Origin of the sequence: Solirhodobacter olei, assembly GCF_004010155.1 — a bacterium.
Classification (GTDB): Bacteria; Pseudomonadota; Alphaproteobacteria; order Rhodobacterales; family Rhodobacteraceae; genus Solirhodobacter; species Solirhodobacter olei.
In genome coordinates this window covers 43,237-61,394 of record NZ_RRYH01000028.1, presented here as the reverse complement: position 1 = coordinate 61,394, position 18,158 = coordinate 43,237, and the positions used below count along the sequence as shown (strand labels likewise).

At 65.2% G+C, this 18,158-nt stretch carries 16 protein-coding genes; 8 read left to right on the top strand and 8 right to left on the bottom strand.

The annotated features are described in order from the left end of the window. Positions 1 to 158 precede the first annotated feature (158 nt). Positions 159 to 1,007 carry a MurR/RpiR family transcriptional regulator gene (locus EIP85_RS17665; protein WP_127903535.1) on the bottom strand — a complete coding sequence of 283 codons (849 nt, stop codon included), beginning with the start codon at positions 1,005 to 1,007 and terminating at the stop codon, positions 159 to 161. 85 nt (positions 1,008 to 1,092) lie between these two features. On the opposite strand from EIP85_RS17665, the gene EIP85_RS17660 reads away from it, so the two are divergent. From EIP85_RS17660 to EIP85_RS17625, 8 genes are all read left to right on the top strand, one after another. After that, complete coding sequence (locus tag EIP85_RS17660) at positions 1,093 to 1,830, top strand: 5-formyltetrahydrofolate cyclo-ligase (RefSeq protein WP_127903534.1); 738 nt, start codon at positions 1,093 to 1,095, stop codon at positions 1,828 to 1,830. A 24-nt stretch (positions 1,831 to 1,854) separates the two neighbouring features. Next, complete coding sequence (locus EIP85_RS17655) at positions 1,855 to 2,829, top strand: ABC transporter substrate-binding protein (protein ID WP_206615572.1); 975 nt, start codon at positions 1,855 to 1,857, stop codon at positions 2,827 to 2,829. Next, a complete protein-coding gene (locus EIP85_RS17650; protein ID WP_127903533.1) occupies positions 2,829 to 3,608 on the top strand; it encodes an ABC transporter ATP-binding protein in 780 nt (259 codons plus the stop codon). Before EIP85_RS17655 ends, EIP85_RS17650 begins: the two co-directional genes overlap by 1 nt. Next, complete coding sequence (locus EIP85_RS17645; protein ID WP_241560080.1) at positions 3,601 to 5,208, top strand: ABC transporter permease; 1,608 nt, start codon at positions 3,601 to 3,603, stop codon at positions 5,206 to 5,208. Before EIP85_RS17650 ends, EIP85_RS17645 begins: the two co-directional genes overlap by 8 nt. A 377-nt stretch (positions 5,209 to 5,585) precedes the next feature. Then, positions 5,586 to 5,918 carry a hypothetical protein gene (locus EIP85_RS17640; RefSeq protein WP_127903532.1) on the top strand — a complete coding sequence of 111 codons (333 nt, stop codon included), beginning with the start codon at positions 5,586 to 5,588 and terminating at the stop codon, positions 5,916 to 5,918. A gap of 574 nt (positions 5,919 to 6,492) precedes the next feature. Then, complete coding sequence (locus tag EIP85_RS17635) at positions 6,493 to 6,900, top strand: hypothetical protein (RefSeq protein ID WP_127903531.1); 408 nt, start codon at positions 6,493 to 6,495, stop codon at positions 6,898 to 6,900. Between the two features lie 138 nt (positions 6,901 to 7,038). Then, the gene (locus EIP85_RS23065) at positions 7,039 to 7,386 is read left to right on the top strand and encodes a site-specific integrase (RefSeq protein ID WP_206615571.1); all 348 of its coding nucleotides are present in this window, start codon (positions 7,039 to 7,041) and stop codon (positions 7,384 to 7,386) included. A gap of 529 nt (positions 7,387 to 7,915) precedes the next feature. Next, complete coding sequence (locus EIP85_RS17625) at positions 7,916 to 8,518, top strand: hypothetical protein (protein ID WP_127903530.1); 603 nt, start codon at positions 7,916 to 7,918, stop codon at positions 8,516 to 8,518. 10 nt (positions 8,519 to 8,528) lie between these two features. On the opposite strand, the gene EIP85_RS17620 is transcribed toward EIP85_RS17625, so the two are convergent. From EIP85_RS17620 to EIP85_RS17590, 7 genes are all read right to left on the bottom strand, one after another. Further along, positions 8,529 to 9,008 carry a class I SAM-dependent methyltransferase gene (locus EIP85_RS17620; RefSeq protein ID WP_127903529.1) on the bottom strand — a complete coding sequence of 160 codons (480 nt, stop codon included), beginning with the start codon at positions 9,006 to 9,008 and terminating at the stop codon, positions 8,529 to 8,531. Next, complete coding sequence (locus tag EIP85_RS17615) at positions 9,008 to 9,385, bottom strand: methyltransferase domain-containing protein (RefSeq protein ID WP_164871780.1); 378 nt, start codon at positions 9,383 to 9,385, stop codon at positions 9,008 to 9,010. Before EIP85_RS17615 ends, EIP85_RS17620 begins: the two co-directional genes overlap by 1 nt. 273 nt (positions 9,386 to 9,658) lie before the next feature. Next, complete coding sequence (gene cysG / locus EIP85_RS17610) at positions 9,659 to 11,062, bottom strand: siroheme synthase CysG (RefSeq protein ID WP_127903527.1); 1,404 nt, start codon at positions 11,060 to 11,062, stop codon at positions 9,659 to 9,661. Positions 11,063 to 11,084: 22 nt separating this feature from the next. Continuing rightward, positions 11,085 to 13,718: a nitrate reductase gene (locus EIP85_RS17605; RefSeq protein WP_127903526.1), complete on the bottom strand. Its 2,634-nt coding sequence runs from the start codon at positions 13,716 to 13,718 to the stop codon at positions 11,085 to 11,087. Then, a complete protein-coding gene (nirD, locus tag EIP85_RS17600) occupies positions 13,715 to 14,050 on the bottom strand; it encodes a nitrite reductase small subunit NirD (protein ID WP_127903525.1) in 336 nt (111 codons plus the stop codon). Before nirD ends, EIP85_RS17605 begins: the two co-directional genes overlap by 4 nt. Further along, entirely contained in the window at positions 14,047 to 16,488 is a 2,442-nt protein-coding gene (gene nirB, locus EIP85_RS17595) for a nitrite reductase large subunit NirB (protein WP_127903524.1), read from the bottom strand. Before nirB ends, nirD begins: the two co-directional genes overlap by 4 nt. After that, positions 16,488 to 18,155, bottom strand: a complete 1,668-nt coding sequence (locus EIP85_RS17590) for an ABC transporter ATP-binding protein (protein WP_127903523.1) — start codon at positions 18,153 to 18,155, stop codon at positions 16,488 to 16,490. The genes nirB and EIP85_RS17590 overlap by 1 nt, the downstream gene beginning before the upstream one ends. Positions 18,156 to 18,158: the final 3 nt, after the last annotated feature.

Here is an 18,158-nt window from a genome sequence, read left to right as displayed (position 1 = left end):
TTGCAGCGATCAGAGCTTCGCGGAACCCATTTCGGCCGAACTGTACGGATGTCACGGAAAGGATGGGGGACGTCGGGGCCGGCTCTAGGCTGCAAACGAAGGATATCAGCAAAACCGTCCGAAGGTGTCCCGTCGCGATTTGTCGCCCCTGTTGCCGCCTACTCCATCATGTCCAGCTCCTCCTGGATGCTGTCGAGCATCTCCGCCCTCCGCCGCACCGCGTCGGCGTTCTGACTCGCGTAGGTGATCGTTATCAGCCTGAGGAGGGTCAGCATCGTCGCGTGGGTCGGCACAATGCCGTAATTGGCAACGTGACAGGGCAGGACGGCATCAGAATAGCGCTCTGCCTGGCCGCGGTAGGCATGATCCGTCAGGGTGACGATCCGCATCCGCGAGGTGCGTGCAGAACTCAGAATGGAGCGCAGGATCTTGGGGCGAGGTTCGAGTGTCAGCAGCATCAGCACATCGCGCGGGCCGGTCATGGCGAGATCGGAAGACCAGTCCTCTCCGATGCCCGAGAAATAGTGCACGTCGTGACGAACCCGGCTGAAGATGGCACGGCCAAGCCTCGCGACACCATCCTCGGCACCAAAACCAAGGAACCAGACCCGTGGCGCCTCCTCGACCATCTGCACCACCTCCTGAAGGACGTCGGACCGCAGCTCCTCGAAACTGCGGGTGATGTTGCGCAACTCAAGCTCCAGATGGTCGGAGATCGCTCGGCCGAGAATCACACGCTCGGCCCCGTCCTCCGCGGGGCGGTATGGCTGGGTCCGATTGCGTTCATCGCGGGCCTGAAGTCGCACTTCCTCGAAATCAGCGTATCCCAAAGTGCGGAAAAAACGGGCACAGGTGGCTTTTGAGACGCCAGCCATCGCGGCCAGTTCGGTCGCCGTGTGGGTCTCGATAATCCCCTGATTGTTCAAAATAACTTCGGCGATCTTGCGCTCGCTTACGGTCAGGCGGGCCATTTTTTCCTGAATCAGGAGGACCAGTCTCGACGCCATTTTCGTCCCGTCCTCTCAGATTCCGCTTGACCTATGAAACTCATGTTTCATCGTTATGAAACAAAGAAACGGCCGGGATGGAACCATGTCAACCTCAAGAGTGATGCGCGAGAAAATCTGGGCGAAGCTGAAGGACGTGGCCAGACCCGATACGCGCTTTCACACCAATTTCGCCGAAGTGATCCCGGATTTCCAAGGCTCCGAGCTTGCGACCGAGCGGGTCGTGGCCGAGCCGGCCTACCGCGACACGCGCTTCGCCTTCATCACACCGGACAACTGCCTGGTCGATCTCCGCCGCCGGCTGATTGCCGAGAAGAAGCCCTTCGTGATGTCCACCTATGGCATTTACCGCGGCTTCCTGCTGATGGAACCCGGCATGGTGCCGGAGGGCGCTGAGCTCTACGCCGCCTGGCTTGACGGCATGGAGCATTTCGGCCGCCCGATCACGCTGACCGAGATCGCCGAGCGTGGAAGGTTCGACCTACTTGTCACCGGCGCCTCGGCGGTGTCCCTGAACGGGGTGCGCTTCGGCAAGGGCCACGGGTTCTTCGACCTTGAATGGGGAATGTTCACCGATCTCGGGCTCGTGGACGAAACGACGCCCGTGATTGCCGTGACCCATGATTGCCAGGTCGTGCAGGAGAACCTGCAGCCCTCGGAAACGGACATCCTCGTCGACATGATCGCGACGCCCGGAGAGATGCACCGCATCTCGCGGCGGGCCAAGCGGCCGCGCGGGGTGAAATGGCCGCTGCTGGAGCCGCGCCAGATCGCAGACACTCCGCCCCTTCAAGAACTTCAGAGAATTCAGGGACTCGCCTGAACCACAAACAACAGGAGAGAAGACATGCTTCGACTAAACCGCCGCCGCTTCCTGGGCAGTTCCGCCGCCGGTCTCGTTGCCTCCGCCCTGCCGATGCGCAGCTTCGCCGCTGGCAGCTCGCCTCTCAGGATGCAGGCTTCCTGGATCAACGATGGCGAATTCATGGGCTATTTCGTCGCCATCGATAAGGGCTACTACAAGGCCGAGGGTCTGGACCTCACCTATCTGCCCGGCGGGCCGGACGTGATCCCGGAATCAACGATTATCGCCGGTCATGCCGACCTGACGCTTACGACGCCGGATACGACGATCAAGGCGATTGCCGAACAGGGCGCGCCGTTCAAGATCATTGGCACAGAATATCAGAAGAACCCGCTGGGCGTGATCTCTCTGGCGTCGAAGCCGATCAGAACGCCGGCCGATCTTGTGGGCAAGACGCTGGCGGTGCCGCCGGTCAATGTGATCTCAGTCGACGCGATGTTGAAGCTCAACCACGTCGATCCGTCAAAGGTGAAGATCGTTCCCTACGCCTACGACCCGACGCCTCTGATCAAGGGCGAGGTCGACGCGACGCTCGATTTCGTCACGGATGTGCCCTACACGATCGAGCAGCAGGGCGTGAAAGTGGTCTCCTTCCTGCTCTATGATTATGGCTTTACCATCTACAACGATACTGTCGTGGTGACCGAGGATGTGCTGAAGTCGAAGCGCAAGGAACTGGTGGCCTGGCTCAGGGCCAGCCGGAAGGGCTGGAACGACAATTTCGCCGATCCGAAGGCATGGCCGCCGAAGTTCAAGGATACCTGGTTCAAGGGCTCTGGCCGCACCGTCGGCAACGAGGTCTTCCTGAACGAGGCGCAGAAGCCCCTGATCGAGACGCCGAAGGGCATCTTCTCGATGACGGAAGAAGGGATCGATGCGAACCTCAAGGCACTTGCCGACGTGGGGATCAAGGGAACCCGGAAGATGTTCGATACCACGCTCCTCGAGGAAATCTGATGGCGGCAGAGGGCCTGTCGCTGGCGGGGATAGGAAAGACCTTCCGCGGCCGCGGCCGGACGGTCGAGGCTCTGAGAGAGGTTTCGCTCACCTGCCCGGCCGGCTCCTTCACGGCACTGATCGGGCCGTCCGGGTGCGGCAAGTCCACCGTGATGAGGATCGCGCTTGGGCTTGAGGCTCCGGACACGGGAACAGCCCGCATCGCTGGCATGGCGCCAGCGGAGGCGGCCCGGTCAGGGCTGACCGGCGTCGCCTTCCAGGACGCTGCTCTCCTTCCCTGGCGGAGCGTGATGCGAAACGTAGAGGCGCCGCTCGAAGTGCTTGGGCGCAAGCGCGACGCCCACACCGCACGGGTGCGTGCGCTGATCGATCTAGTCGGGCTCACCGGCTACGAGAACTCGCTGCCGGGAGAACTCTCAGGCGGCATGCGCCAGCGCGTCGCCATTGCGCGCGCGCTGGTGACAGAGCCGCAGGTCCTGTTCATGGATGAGCCCTTCGGGGCGCTCGATCAGATCTTGCGCCGGCAGATGAACGTCGAGTTGCAGCGAGTCTGGGCCGAGACGGGCTCGACCGCCCTCCTCGTCACTCACGGGATCGATGAAGCGGTGTTTCTCGCCGACCGGGTGCTGGTCATGCAGGCGAACCCGGGCCGTATCGTCGAGGCGATCGAGGTGCCTTTCGCGCGCCCCCGCGCACCCAGCCTATGGTCCGATCCGGCGTTCCATGCCCTTTGTGACCGGATCGCCGAGGCTCTGACGGGCGGGGCAGTCGATGCCTGAGGGGGTCATGGCGGCGCTGCCAGGAGAACGGGCGAGCGCGGGGCGGATCCCGCCGGGGCTCCGCAATTTGGTCATCCTCCTCCTGCTGTGGGAGGTCGTGGGCCACTTCGGCCTCGTCGCTCAGGGTGCGTTGCCCTCGCCGACAGCGATCCTCGAGCGGCTCTGGATCGATCGGGCGGACTATCCCAGGCATATCGAGGCGACGCTGATCGGCTCCAGCCTGGGCTTCCTGTTCGGCAATCTCATCGGCGTTGGCGCGGGGATCGTCTTCGCGCTGTCACCGCGGATGCTGCGGCTGTTCCGGGGCGTGAATGTCGCCATCTTCTCGCTGCCGGCGATCGCCATAGCGCCGATACTGACGCTGACGCTTACCGGCATGGAACCGCGGGTGGTCCTGGCCACGCTCGGGGTCTATTTCGTCACGATGACGGCAACGGTCGTCGGCATAAGCCAGGCCGACAGCCGGGCGACAGACATGGTGCGCGCCTATGGCGGTGGGCGGGTCAAAGTTCTGACCATGGTGCAGCTTCGCGGTGCGCTCCCCTCTATCCTCTCGGGGTTCCGGATCGCAGCGCCAAACGCCGTTCTGGGAGCGATCCTTGCCGAATTCGGCGGCGGGGGAGACCGCTGGGGGCTCGGGGTCTACCTTCTGGGCTCGCTAGGTCAGGGGATGCCAACGCGGCTCTGGGGCATCGGCCTCGTCGCCACAGCGATCGCCGGGCTGAGCTATCTTGCCTTCGCTTTGATCGCCCGCCGCTTCGTCGGCGCGACACGTGCAGTGACGCTGAATGCCGCCGTGCCGGGCGGAGACGCGACGGATGAGCCGCTCGCGTCGCGGCTCTTGTTCGCGGCAGGGTCGCTGGCGCTACCATTCTGCTTCTGGTGGCTCTTCATCTGGGGGACAGGAGCACCCTGGCTGATTGCCAAGACGCCGCTCGGGGTGGCTGACTACCTGTTCTTCTCCCCAGCCTCAGCGAGCGCCCAAGCGCGACTTCTGCATGCACTTGGCCAGACGCTGCCGGTGACCGGGATCGGCATGCTTGTCGGCCTGGCCTTTGCCTTCCTGCTTGCCATCTCCTCCCGCCTTTTCCCGGAGGCGGTGCGGGCCTTCATGCCGGTGGCACTTGTCACTCAGACGATGCCGCTCGTCGCGTTGACGCCTCTTCTCGTCCTGATCCTGGGCCGGGGCACCTCGCTTACACTGTGGGTCACGATCTCTGTCACCTTCTTCCCGGCCTTCGTGACGCTGGCACAGGGCCTTGCACTCGTTCCCCGCTCGGCCGTGGAACTTCCGCGGGCCTACGGGGCGGGCGTCTGGCGCGAGATGCGGATGGTGACAATCCCGGCCTCGCTTCCCTATCTCTTCGCCGCGACCCGCCTCACGGTGCCACGCGCGCTCCTCGGGGTGATGATCGCAGAGTGGCTCGCGACCGGCACCGGGCTCGGCAACCTTCTGAACCAGTCGCGGGGTTATCTTGACTACGGGATGATCTGGACTGTGGCCGCCGTCGCGGTGCTGGTGTCTGCGGCTTGCTATCAGATCGTCGTGCTGGCAGAGCGCAGGGTCTTGCGGCGGCTGGGGATGCGGACGGCGGAATAACTGATGTTCAGGCAAGGCGGTCGCGCTCTGGTTCTTATCACCGCCGAACATGCCCAACCTCGCCGAACGCAAGGCGAAGCTTGCGGCCGGATTCTGTGCCCTGTGTATGAGTGATCCGGTCAATGCTTCATCGAAAGGAAGCATGCATGACGATCTCCAAGGAACTTCGGGATGAACTGCTGAAGGGCGTTGAGCGCCCCGAGGGGATCGGCGACACGGAAGTCAGCGCGCCGCCCGCCTCGGCCAAGCGGTGCCCAACCTGACGGGTAGCCTCGGCGATGGGCCGCCGTCAGTCGACATGCGCCAGACACAGTTCGATCTCAGAGTTGGACACACGTCCTGGGCGAGCGCATCATGCAGCAGGGAGGAAAGCAGCCATGGAAACGAACCCTGTCGGGATCGGACGCCTGTGTGGCGCCGTGCAGAGTGCGCGGGCACGCATCGTCCGCAACGCTGAACTCCGGTTGTTCGTAAGCGGAGGTTCAGCACCACTTACGAGATTGCAGAAGGATACCCGTCAGGCCGCCGCCTTGAAGTTGGCCGAAGAACTCGGGCGGCTTGCGAGCACGGAAACCGCCGAGACCCTGGAGTATGCTCAGCTGAGTGCCATCTTTGGACGCTTGACCAGCATCGGGCTGGTGCTGCCCGGGCCGGAAATGCAGGAGTTGCACGCGGCATTCTTCGCAGCGCGTTCAGAGTTCGCCGCATAGGATCTTCGTCCGACCGGCCCCGCGATGCGGTTGTTGGTGTCCGCTTAACCGCTGCACCGGGCGCTTTCGCGGCTGCCGCCGGCACTCGCGAACGGGCGCGGGCGCCACGACGGAACTGGGTTGCACGGCGAATGAGCCGCTCTGATGGGTGATCGTCGCCAAACTGATACCGCCGGATGCCGAGCAGAGTGGCTCGGCTGCAACGAACTTGGGTGCCGGGAAATAGCTGAGTGGAGGAGAAGCCGCGGCTCCTGATTGCGGTCTCCTGCTTATCGGGGCGTCCCGAACCTCCGCCAGGAACGGCTGCGCCCCTGGCCCATGGCCGGGTGTCGAGATGCGGCCAAGTTCGGCGGCCCGAATGTGCCTTCGCCGCCAAGCCTCGTGGGCGCATTGTTGCCGAGCCCTATAGGTGGTGGTTGGCCAATCACTGCCGAAAGCAGAACCGGCACATTCATCATAGTGATTTTTCGTTGTCCGGATCGTTACCGGTCCGTTATCAAGTGGTCAGACTTTCCGAGTTCGATGATCTGCAAAAGTCCTAGCCGTCGACCTTCAGTCCAGGAAAGACTATCCGATGCTCCATAGCAGTGTTGCGACCGTCGGTGACGAGCCGTCGGTCAACGATCGACTCAACGCCATCCTGACCACGCTCCGTCGGCATGTCCTCGGCCGGTATTTCATGGTCGCGGGGCCACTTGTCCGAGGCGACAAACGCCACGTCCGGCTCGATGTGATCGCCGACCTTCGCGACGAGGATTACCGCCCGGGGCTCGTGCCGAACTACGAGACCCTGCTCGCGCTCTCGCATCCGTTCTTCGGTAATCCTGACCTTCTGCAGCCCTACTTGATGTTCAGGGACACGTTGCTGTCGCGGTGCAAGCGGGGCAATTATTGGGTCGAACTTCCTGACCCGCAGATCCTGCGCGACGCTCTGGTTGCAGAAATGCAGCCGTTGAAGGCCGTGCTGCCGCTGCCAGCCTGAGCTGTAGCAAGCAACACCGGGCAACTTTCCCGTACAGCCCGCCGGCACGCTCCCGCCTTCGGCTCCGGATTTCAGTGAGCTTATCACCAGTGTAAGCGTGGCGCGGCTCAGAAGACCGCGACCAGTCTGTCGAGTTCCATGTCGAAGTCGGAAAACAAGCATTCGGTGGATGAATGGGTCACCGGGACCGGCCTGCGCAAGGAAGATTATGGCACGCATTCGCGGCGAAGGACCAAAGCCTCCATCAACTACAACGCCACGAGAAACCTGCGCGCAGTGCAGGTTCTGCTGGGCCACCCGAAGATCGAGAACATGGTTCGCGCTAGCGAATTCAGAGGGTTTCTTGTGCAACTTCAGTCTCTTGCGGCCACGACAGCGGGCGAAAGCTGGCGCTCGTCACATGATGCTGCACCTTTCGTCCAGCGCAAAAAGAATTGCGGGATTGTTGGCGGTGCCGCCCTTGAGCGGCAGCACCCTCCGAAATAGAGCCATCAATCGCCACGATCCCATTCGGAGAGCCAATGACCATTCATCCCTCAATGGGGATTTCGTCCTCTCGCAGCCTCAGTCGTTCCAGTTCTATGTCTCACGCCAGAAATCAATCCGGGCCGGTGACTCCGTAGCTCATCTGCCATCATCGATCGCACTGTGTGCCCTCGCAGCATGGGGCGCGCAGGTGGATTGGTCAGTCAACCCACTCCCCATCCCGGTGATTTCGTTGCTGGACGCAGCTCGATGCAAGATCGGCCTACTTCGGACATTTGCCATAGTCGAGCCCGCCACAACGCGGCATCTCCACATCTGCCATTCGTTTCCAAGCGCAGCAATTGCGCAGGTCATACTCACTAACAATCAGACCGGACCAGTCAGGTCAGACCGTCCAGTCTCGGCCGCTGATTGCCGTCCGGGACATGGGGGCCTTGCATCCTGCTGACGGCAATCCGACAGGCGATGGCACTGGCCTGCAGCTGACGCCGCGCTAATTCACCTGCAGTCTGAACGTCAGGAGGAAGCAATGAACGCCCGACTCAGCCTCGCCGTCGCTGCTCTGATCCTTCCGGCCGTCGCAGTTGCCCAGACCGGGGCGCCCATTCACCTGCGCGGCAATGTCGTTGCCGCCACCTCCACCAGCCTCACCCTTAGGACCGATGGTGGCACCGAAGGAACAATAGCGCTGCCGCCGGGGTATAGGCTCATCGGCGTTAAGGCGGCGAAGCTCTCGGATGTAAAGATCGGCGGCTTCGTCGGCGTAGGCTCAGTGCCGAACAGCTCCGGCGGCCAAAATGCGGTCGAAGTGACGATCTTTCCGCCTGCGATGGCGGGCACCGGCGAGGGCAGTTATCCTTGGGCCATGGCTCCGCAGGGTACCATGACGAACGCCACGGTAAGAAGCACAGTAAAGACGGTCTCGGCCGACCATCTGACGCTCGTTTACAAGGGCGGTCAGCGGACAATCGACGTGTTGCCAAGAACCCCGATCGTCGCCATTTCTCCGGCAACGACGGCGGACCTAAAACCCGGGGTCGCCGTATCTATCCGGGGCACGCAAGATGCGTCGGGGACGGTCATCGCGAAGTTTGTCATCGTAGGCCTCGGCGGCACCGTGCCTCCGGTCTAACGGCCCAACCTTAGCTCGGTATTCGCGCCCGGAATAGGTTGACACTCGCAGGAACGCGAACCTGGCCTTCAACATCGAAGGGCGCCAGCTCAGCTCGGCAAGTCTCCTCAATGGCAGCCCGGTCGAGCTCGGTTCCACCCAGCGCGGTCATGATGCGGGTAGCCGGTCCGTTCGAGACCGCGAGGTCAACAACCTCTTCAAGCGTGCCCGGTGGATGCAGGAAGAGCTTGGTTTCGACCCCGGAACAATCCTCCATTCCCGCTGACTGCAATATCTTGACCACGCGGTTGATGTCTCGAAAGGCCATGGGGCCAGGTGCTGTTGGGTCACCTGCTTCGACCTTACCGAGGCGCGCCATGGCGGCCTTGGCGGGGATAGTGAACCAGGGGTTTTGCTCCGGCGCGGCCCAGGCGGCGAAAAACACGCGACCTCCTGGACGCAACGCGGTCCCCATATTGCGGAAGGCGGCCGTAGGGTCGTCGAAGAACATCACCCGAACCGCGAAATGAGAACATTGAAGTTGCCGGACTTGAGCGGGTAGGTTTGAGCATCATCCAATTGAAATGTGACGTTGCTCAAGCCCTCGGCCTGAGCCCGCAGCTTGGCATGGCGCAGGAGCGGCTCTGATATGTCCAAGCCGAGGACCGAGCCTTCTGCGCCAATGCGGCGAGCGGCGGCGATTGTGGTGGCTCCTGCACCGCATCCGATATCAAGGACAGCCTCGCTTGGCTGGAGATCAGCGCCCGAAAGGACGAGGTCCAGCACCTCGGCCATCATGGCGTCAAGGGTGCCCTGGATGCTCACCCAATGCTCACCGCGGGGACCATTCCAAGCAGCGGCCTCGGCCTCGTTCGACATTGCGGCCATCTGCGGCGCCTCCATTGGCAACTGAAAAGGCAAATGAGTTGCCCATCCAGTCACTCTACTTCCGGTGGCTCACCACGTCATCCTCTGGCCGAGCATTGAGCCTGACCGCACCCGAGGCCCGCCCAATGCAGACCTTGACCAGAGGCAAAGAGAAGGAACGTTCCGGGCCAAATTGCCGGGACATTTCTTGGCCTGATCTGCCCGAAGGACATTTATCCTTTCATTCCAAACATGGGTACTTGCGGGTCAAATGAAACACCAAAGACTCACCTCTTAAGATATCGCGACTAATTTCTCGCTGTGACCTGTTTCGATCCCGTCAGCCAAAGACAACTTCGGCCTACGAATGAATACGATGGCAGGACTTCGAAGACTTTCGTCGGGCTCAGAAGAAGCAATATCTGCGAGAGTCGTTAACTTTCGGCACTCATCTACGCATGTGGCCCGACTTACTATCTCGACCTCAAGCTCCGACGGCTGACCTGCGGCGAGTAGCCTGTTTCCAAGCTCTGCAATGCGATGCATCGACATGTAGAGGGCGAGCGTCGTGCCTGGCGTCAACACCTCAGCGAACTCTGGCACCACTCCCTTCGCCTCAAGCGTGCCGGTTGCCAGCACCAATCGGTCCGTGCGCCCACGTTCGGTAAGCGGACGCCCAACGCTCGCAGCCGCGGCCGCGGCCGCCGTGATGCCCGGAATAATCTCGACGGCGACACCGGCTGCCTTCGCCGCCGCGATCTCCTCTGCGGCACGCCCGAAGATTCCTGGATCGCCACTCTTCAGCCGCACGACACGGCGGCCCTGCCGAGCAGCGGCCAACACGACGCCGTTGATCCTATTTTGGGGCCAAGAGTGTAGACCAACCTCCTTCCCGACATAGATCCGTTCGGCATCTCGCCGCGCGAGGTCGAGCACTTCCGGCTCGACAAGCCGGTCATAAAAGATGACGTCGGCCTCCTGTAGCCGCTGCACTGCGCGCAGGGTCAGGAGATCCCTTGCACCAGGGCCTGCACCAACGAGGCTGATCAGCCCTTCCGCCGCCCCGCGCCCGCCCTCCGAGATCGCGCGTTTGAGCAGCTGCGCCGCCTCCCGCTCCCGCCCCGCCGCATGGAGGCGGCGGGGCGTGTCGGAGAAGGCCCAGGCCCAGAACGCCCGCCGCTCCGCCGCCGGGACCTGGCGCGAAACGACCCCCCGGAGTCGCCCGGCCAGCGCCGCGAAGGCCCCAAGCCGCGGCTCCAACATGGTCTCGAGCGCGGTGCGGATCTGGCGGGCCAGGACCGGCGCGGTGCCCTCGGTCCCGATGGCGATCACCACCGGGTCACGGTCGACGATCGAGGGGGTGAAGGCGTCGCAAAGCTCGGGCCGGTCGACCACGTTGACAAGCGTCCCGGCTGCCTTGGCGAGGGCGTGGAGGCGGAGGTCCTCGGCCGCGTCCCCTGTCACGATGAAGACCAGCGCCGCATCGCGGAAGCTCTCGGTCGAGGCCGGGCACGCGTCGTGCTCGGCCCGGCCGCAGGCGACGAGGCCGGCGAGCTCATCCTCCAGCCGCGGGGCGAGGATCACCAGCCGCGCCTCGGTTCGCGCCATCAGGCGGGCCTTCTGCGCCGCGCCCTTGCCGCCGCCGGCGATGACGACGCGGCGGCCCGAGAGGGTCAGGAACATCGGAAAGGTCATCATCGCGAACCTCCGTTCTGGGTGCTCATTCTGCCGCCTCCCGCAGGGCCGAGGCGCCGATCAGCCGGCGGAGCTCCGGCCGGCAGGAGCCGCAATTGGTTCCGGCGCGGAGCGTGCGGCCGATCTCCTCGACGCTGGCGAGGCCCTCTTCGGCGATGGCGGCGAGGATGGTGTTCACGCCCACCTCGAAACAGGCGCAGAGGATTGCGCCCGGGTCCGGCATGTCGGCCGCCGGCCGCCCGGCGAGAAGGCCCGGCCCGGCCCGGCCCGAGACGAGCCCCGCCGCGTGGGTCCGCGACAGTGCAACCGGCTCCGGCCCGGCGAAGAGGGCGGCGGCGAGATGGCCCGCCTCCATCAGCGCGACGCGCGCGACGCCGCGGGTGGGGTCGGTGACCGTCACGACCTCGGCCCCCGGCAGATCGAAGAGCGCGCGGGCGGTGGCTTCCCAGTCCTCGGGCACTTCCTCCCCCGCCAGCTCGGCCCGCCAGCCGCTCGCGGTGCGGGCGGTGGCCCAGTAGGCGAGATCGGGGCGGATCGGCGCGCGGGAGACGGCGAAACCGTACCAGGCAGCGCGGAACGGCGCGACGCGGACCGCAGCGGCCTTGCTCTCGGGCTGGCCGGAGACGGCATCGGTCTCGGCCGCAATCAGGGCGTCGACGCGGCCGGTCGGCGCCGTCTCTCCGGTCCAGTGCATCGGCGCGAAAAGCTCACCCGGCCGCACCCGATCCGTCACAAGCGCGCGCAGGACAGCGCGGCCGGAGGGGCTTCTCACTTCCGCCAGCATGGCAGGCGCGATGCCGAGGCGGGATGCGTCCTCAGGGTGGATCTCCATATAAGGCTCAGCGATGTGCTGGGAGAGCCGCGGCGCGCGGCCTGTCCGGGTCATGGTGTGCCAGTGGTCGCGTACCCGGCCCGTGTTGAGGCGAAGCGGATGCTCCGCCGTCAGCGCCGCGCGCGGGGGGCGGGCTCGAAGCGGCAGCATTCGGGCGCGGCCGTCGGCGGTGAAGAAACCGCCCGCGCCGAAGAACCGCCCGCCGGTTCTCGTGGCCGTCACCGGCCAGCGCACCGGCTCCAGCTTGTCGTAATCCTCGTCCGAAAGATCCGCGAGCCCCGTTAGGTCGAAGTCCCTCCCAAGGCGCGCCGCAACGCCCGAGAGTGCGGCGTATTCGCGGAAGATATCGGCTGGGCCGGCGTAGGCGAAGGCCTCCGCCCAGCCCATGCGACAGGCCAGGTCACAAATGATTGCCCAGTCGTGACGCGCCCCGCCCGGCGGCGGCAGGACTGGGCGCTGGCGGCTGATCATGCGCTCGGAATTCGTGACCGTGCCGGATTTCTCGCCCCAGCCGGTTGCGGGCAGCAACACGTCGGCGAGGCGGGCGGTATCGGTCTCGGCGGTTAGATCGCTGACCACGGTGAAGGGACAGGCGGCGATGGCAGCCCGGACAACATCGGCCTCTGGCAGGGTCGCTGCGGGATTGGTCGCGATGATCCAGAGCGCCTTGATCCGCCCATCGGCCACGGCGTGGAACATCTCCACTGCCTTCAGGCCGGGCGTCTCGGGCATTCTCGGGGCGGCCCAGAAGCTGCGCACGGCTTCGCGATGCGCGGGCTCCTCAATGTCGAGGTGGCAGGCAAGCATGTTTGCCATCCCCCCCACCTCGCGCCCGCCCATCGCGTTGGGCTGGCCAGTGACAGAGAACGGCCCCATCCCGAGCCTGCCGATGCGCCCGGTGGCAAGGTGGCAGTTCAGGATCGCGTTCACCTTGTCGGTTCCAGAGGCTGACTGGTTCACACCTTGCGAATAGACCGTCACCACCCGCTCCGAGCGGATCCAAAGGTCGTAGAAGGCTTGCCGGTCGTCCGCCCTCAGGCCGGCGGCACGCGGGTCGCTTGCGCGGGCGGCCTTGAGTGCCGCTGGAAAGCCCGAGACATGCGTCGCAACATAGGCGGCATCAACCGCGCCCTGCGCCGCGATCTCCGCCAGAAGACCGTTGAAGAGCGCCACGTCCCCGCCGGGGGCGAGGGCGAGGTGCAGGTCGGCGATATCACAAGTTGCGGTGCGGCGCGGGTCGATTACGACGACTTTCATTCCCGGCCGCGCCGTCTTGGCCGCCTGCAGCCGCTGGTAGAGGACCGGGTGGCACCAAGCGAGGTTGGAACCGGTCAGCACAACCAGATCGGCCAGCTCCAGATCCTCGTAGACCCCGGGCACCGTGTCCGAGCCGAAGGCACGGCGGTGGCCAGCAACGGAGGAGGCCATGCAAAGCCTTGAATTCGTATCGATATTTGCCGAGCCGATGAAGCCCTTCATCAGCTTGTTAGCGACGTAGTAATCCTCCGTCAGCATCTGGCCGGAGACGTAGAAGGCCACGCTGTCGGGCCCGTGCTTCGTTATCGTCTCGGAGAAGCGCTGCGCCACGAGATCGAGGGCCACCTCCCAGCCAGCCTCCCGCCCGCCGATCCGGGGGGCGAGGAGCCGGCCCTCGAGCCCCATCGTCTCGCCCAGCGCGAGGCCCTTTGAGCAGAGCCGCCCGTGGTTGGCGGGGTGCTCCGGGTCGCCCTCGACCGTGAGCCCGCCGCGCCCGTCCGGCCGGGCCAGAACGCCGCAGCCAACCCCGCAATAGGGGCAAGTGGTGCGGAAGCTGACGGCCTTGCTCATGCCGCCGGCCGTTTCGCGAGGAGGCCAGCGTCGACAAGAATGCGCCCCCCTTCAACCCTTGCCGGATGGGTGGCGACCCGGCCCTCGTCCAAGCCCTCGGCGAGACCGGTCTCGAGATCGAGCACAAGGTTATGGAGCGGGCAGGTCACCCGGGCACCATGGACGATCCCCTCGGATAGCGGGCCGCCCTTGTGCGGGCAGCGGTCGTCCAGGGCAAAGACGCGGTCGTCCTGCGTGCGGAAGAGGGCGACGCAGCCGCGGGCGGCCTTCACCACCCGGGCGCCGCGGCGGGGAATGTCGTCGAGAGCGCCGATGTCGATCCAACCGGTCATTCCGCGGCCTCCAGCGTCAGGTCGGCGAGCGGAGCCCAGCGGGCGCGGGTCTCGGCCCGGGCATGCTCGGCCCAGGGGTCCTTGCGGTATACCGTTTGAGATATGTCGAACCGCTCCTGAAGCGCTCTTCTGCTCTGCGGATCCTCGACGACCTGCGCCTTGACCCAGTCGAGCCCGACCTTCGCGACCCATTTGTAGGGCCGGTCGAGGTAGCGGGCGCTCTCGCGGTAGAGCTGGATGAAGGCGGTGACGATTTCCACCGCTTCGTCCTCCGTCGAGACCTTGGCGAGAAGCTCGGTCGCCTTCACCTCCATCCCGGCCGCACCGGCAACGCCGATCTCGAAACCGCTGTCGACGCAGACGATGCCGACGTCCTTGCAGGTCGCCTCGGCGCAGTTCCGCGGGCAGCCGGAGACCCCGAGCTTCACCTTGTGCGGCGTCCAGGAACCCCAGAGGAGTTTTTCCAGACGGATCCCGAGGCCCGTCGAATCCTGGGTGCCAAAGCGGCAGAAATCCGTCCCGACGCAGGTCTTCACGGTACGGAGGCCCTTGGAATAGGCGTGGCCGGAGACGAGGCCGGCCTGGTTTAGATCGGCCCAGATTGCCGGCAGGTCCTCCTTCCGGACACCGAGGAGGTCAATCCGCTGGCCGCCGGTCACCTTTACCATCGGCACCGCGAATTTCTCCGCCGCATCGGCGATGGCGCGCAGCTCGGCCGGGGTCGTCACCCCGCCCCACATCCGGGGGACAACGGAATACGTGCCGTCCTTCTGGATGTTAGCGTGGTTGCGCTCGTTCACGAAGCGGGACTGGCGGTCGTCTTGGTACTCCAGCGGCCAGTCGGCGAGCAGGTAGTAGTTCAGCGCGGGGCGGCAGACATGGCAGCCGCAGGAAGTTTTCCAGCCAAGCTCCTGCATCACGGCGGGCATGGACTTCAGCGCCTTGGCACGGATCAGGCGGCGCAGGTCCTCATGCGTCAGATCCGTGCAGGCACAGACCGGCTTCACTGTCGGGGCGGCGTAATCCCCACCGAGCGTCACGGCAAGGATCTGCTCGACAAGCCCGGAGCAGGTGCCGCAGGAGCTTGAGGCCTTGGTCTTCGCCCGCACTGCCTCGAGCGTGGTGCAGCCGCCGGCGATGGCCTCGGTGATCTTGCCCTTGCAGATGCCGTTGCAGCCGCAGATTTCCGCCTCAGGCGGCAATGCTGCAACGGCCGCCATAGGGTCCGCGGGCGCGCCTCCCTGGTAGGCCGGGCCGAAGATCAGCGTCTCGCGCATGGCGGAGATGTCGGCGCCCTCCTGCATCAGGCCGAAGAACCAGTTGCCGTCGGTGGTCTCGCCGTAGAGGACGGCGCCGATGATCCGGTCCTCGCACAGGACGAGGCGCTTGTAGACGCCGCGGGTTGGGTCGCGGAAGACGATCTCCTCCCGACCCTCGCCCTCTGCGAAATCGCCGGCGGAGAAAAGGTCCACCCCGGTGACTTTCAGCTTGGTCGAGGTCTGGCGTGGGCGGAAAGCGGCGGGCTCGGCGGCGAGCGTCTTCGCTGCCACCTTCGCCATGTCGTAGAGCGGGGCGACGAGCCCGAAGAGTTGGCCCTGATGCTCTACGCATTCGCCCAGCGCCAGGATGTCCGGGTCCGATGTCTCCATCTGGTCGGAGACCGTGATGCCGCGCTCGACCTCGAGATGCGCGTCGGTGGCGATGCGGGTCTCAGGGCGGATACCGACGGCCATGACGACGAGATCGGCACCGTAGACCGTGCCGTCTTCCAGCAGCACCGCCTCCACCCGCTCGTGGCCGAGGATCGCCTTGGTTTGGGCGCGGCAATGAACCTTGATGCCGCGGCGCTCGAGATCCTTCTGCAGAAGGTAGCCTGCAGCGGGGTCCAGCTGACGCTCCATCAGGTGACCCATGAGGTGGAGAACCGTCACCTCCATGCCGCGGAGCCGCAGGCCTGCGGCGGCCTCGAGCCCCAGAAGCCCGCCGCCGATAACCACCGCCTTCGCGCCGGGCTTCGCCGCGGCCGCGATCATTGCGTTGGTATCGTCGAGGTCGCGGTAGGCGAGAACGCCCGGAAGCTCCCGCCCCGCGACGGGGATCATGAAGGGCGCCGAGCCGGTGGCGATGACGAGCTTGTCATAGGGCGTCTCGCGGCCCTTGGAGACGACAACCTTGCGGGCGCGGTCGATGGCGGTGACGGTCTCGCCGAAGCGACAGGCCACACCGTGGGCGGCGTACCAGTCCGCGTCATGGGTCACGATCTCCTCCCACGTCTTCTCGCCGGAGAGGACGGGGGAGAGCATGATGCGGTTGTAGTTTCCACGCGGCTCGGCGCCGAAGAGGGTAACGTCATAGGCGCCGGGCGTGTCCTCGAAGAGATGTTCCAGCATCCGGCCGGAGGCCATTCCGGCGCCGATCACCACGAGTTTCAGGGCCATCATGCAGCCTCCTCTTTGCGGTTCGGATGGGCGCCGTGCTCGTACTCGGCGAGAAAGCCGAGCACCTCGGCGCGGTAGCCGTAATAGGAGGGGTGCGAGAGCAGCGCCTTGCGGGTCCGCGGGCGCGGCAGGTCGATGTCGAGGACCTTTCCGATGCGGGCGCGGGGGCCATTCGTCATCATCACCACGCGGTCGGCCAGAAGGATCGCCTCATCCACGTCATGGGTGACGCAGACGGCGGTGACCTTGGTGCGGGACCAAACCTCCATCAGCACCTCCTGCAGCTCCCAGCGGGTAAGGCTGTCGAGCATGCCGAAGGGCTCGTCGAGCAGGAGGAGCTTCGGCGACAGCGCGAACGCGCGGGCGATGCCGACGCGCTGACGCATGCCGTTGGAGAGCGTGGAGGCGGGGCGGTCCATAGCATCGCCGAGACCGACCCGCTCGAGGTAATATTCCACCACATCCTGCCGCTCGGCCCGGCTCGCCGCCGGGTAGACGCGGTCGACGCCGATCGCCACGTTTTCCTTCGCGGTCAGCCAGGGGAAGAGCGAGGGCGACTGGAAGACCACGGCGCGCTCCGGGTCGGCGCCCTCGACATGAACCCCGTCGAGCTTGATCGCGCCTTTGGAGATCGGGTTCAGACCGGCGGTCATGGTCAACACAGTCGACTTGCCGCAGCCGGAATGGCCGATCAGGCTGACGAACTCACCTTTCTTCAGCGAAAGATCGAAATTCTCCACCACGGTCAGCGGACCCTTCGGAGTGGGGTAGATCTTGTGGAGTTGGGAGTATTGCAGGTAGCGGTCATCAAGCGGACTTGTGGCGGCCGTGGCATAGGCGCGCGGCATGGCGTGGAGGGGGGTGACGTCCGGTAGCTTCCGGGTCTCCTCCACCTTGGCGGCGATGCCCACTTCCATCAGGTATTGTGCGACCTCGGCGCGCAGGCGCTTGAAAGCGGGGTCGGTATTCACGCCGGCCCGGTCCCGCGGGCGCGGCAGAGCGACGGGGAAGGCCTGGCCGAGTGTCCCGTCTGGGTTCAAGGGCAGGATCCGGTCGGCCAGCAGGATCGCCTCGTCCACATCGTTGGTGATCAGGACGACAGTGCGGCGGTCCGCCTCCCAGATCGACTCGATTTCGTCTTGCAGGTTGGCGCGGGTCAGCGCGTCGAGGGCGGAGAGCGGCTCATCAAGCAACAGCACCTCTGGCGTGATCGCCAGGGCACGAGCGACGGAGACGCGCTGGCGCATGCCGCCGGACAGCTCCGCGGGGCGGCGCTCGGCGGCATGGGAGAGGCCGACCATTGCGATGTACTTCGCGACCAGCGCCTGGCGCTCTGCCTTCGATTTGCCGCGATGGACGGCATCGACGGCGAGCGCCACGTTGCCGGCGACGGTGAGCCAGGGCATCAGCGAATAGGACTGGAAGACGAGGCCGCGCTCGGGGCCCGGCCCGTCAACCTCGGCGCCGCGGAAGCGGACCATGCCGCGATCCGGCCGCTCAAGGCCAGCCAGCAGGTTGATCAGCGTCGTCTTTCCGGTGCCGGAGAAGCCGAGGATGGCGAGGAACTCCCCCTCCTCCACCCGGAGGCTCACGTCGCGGAGCACCTCGCGCCGAGCGGACCCCTCGCCGAAGCCTTTGGAAACATGGTCGAATTCGAGGATAGTCATGGC

Coding starts and splice junctions, on each gene's coding strand:
- EIP85_RS17620 (WP_127903529.1), bottom strand. CDS start 9,008: ATGTTCTTCGACGACCCTACGGCCGCCTTCCGCAATATGGGGACCGCG.
- EIP85_RS17640 (WP_127903532.1), top strand. CDS start 5,586: ATGGAAACGAACCCTGTCGGGATCGGACGCCTGTGTGGCGCCGTGCAG.
- cysG (WP_127903527.1), bottom strand. CDS start 11,062: ATGATGACCTTTCCGATGTTCCTGACCCTCTCGGGCCGCCGCGTCGTC.
- EIP85_RS23065 (WP_206615571.1), top strand. CDS start 7,039: ATGTCGAAGTCGGAAAACAAGCATTCGGTGGATGAATGGGTCACCGGG.
- EIP85_RS17655 (WP_206615572.1), top strand. CDS start 1,855: ATGCTTCGACTAAACCGCCGCCGCTTCCTGGGCAGTTCCGCCGCCGGT.
- EIP85_RS17590 (WP_127903523.1), bottom strand. CDS start 18,155: ATGACTATCCTCGAATTCGACCATGTTTCCAAAGGCTTCGGCGAGGGG.
- EIP85_RS17625 (WP_127903530.1), top strand. CDS start 7,916: ATGAACGCCCGACTCAGCCTCGCCGTCGCTGCTCTGATCCTTCCGGCC.
- nirB (WP_127903524.1), bottom strand. CDS start 16,488: ATGGCCCTGAAACTCGTGGTGATCGGCGCCGGAATGGCCTCCGGCCGG.
- EIP85_RS17615 (WP_164871780.1), bottom strand. CDS start 9,385: ATGGCCGCAATGTCGAACGAGGCCGAGGCCGCTGCTTGGAATGGTCCC.
- EIP85_RS17665 (WP_127903535.1), bottom strand. CDS start 1,007: ATGGCGTCGAGACTGGTCCTCCTGATTCAGGAAAAAATGGCCCGCCTG.
- nirD (WP_127903525.1), bottom strand. CDS start 14,050: ATGACCGGTTGGATCGACATCGGCGCTCTCGACGACATTCCCCGCCGC.
- EIP85_RS17650 (WP_127903533.1), top strand. CDS start 2,829: ATGGCGGCAGAGGGCCTGTCGCTGGCGGGGATAGGAAAGACCTTCCGC.
- EIP85_RS17605 (WP_127903526.1), bottom strand. CDS start 13,718: ATGAGCAAGGCCGTCAGCTTCCGCACCACTTGCCCCTATTGCGGGGTT.
- EIP85_RS17660 (WP_127903534.1), top strand. CDS start 1,093: ATGTCAACCTCAAGAGTGATGCGCGAGAAAATCTGGGCGAAGCTGAAG.
- EIP85_RS17635 (WP_127903531.1), top strand. CDS start 6,493: ATGCTCCATAGCAGTGTTGCGACCGTCGGTGACGAGCCGTCGGTCAAC.
- EIP85_RS17645 (WP_241560080.1), top strand. CDS start 3,601: ATGCCTGAGGGGGTCATGGCGGCGCTGCCAGGAGAACGGGCGAGCGCG.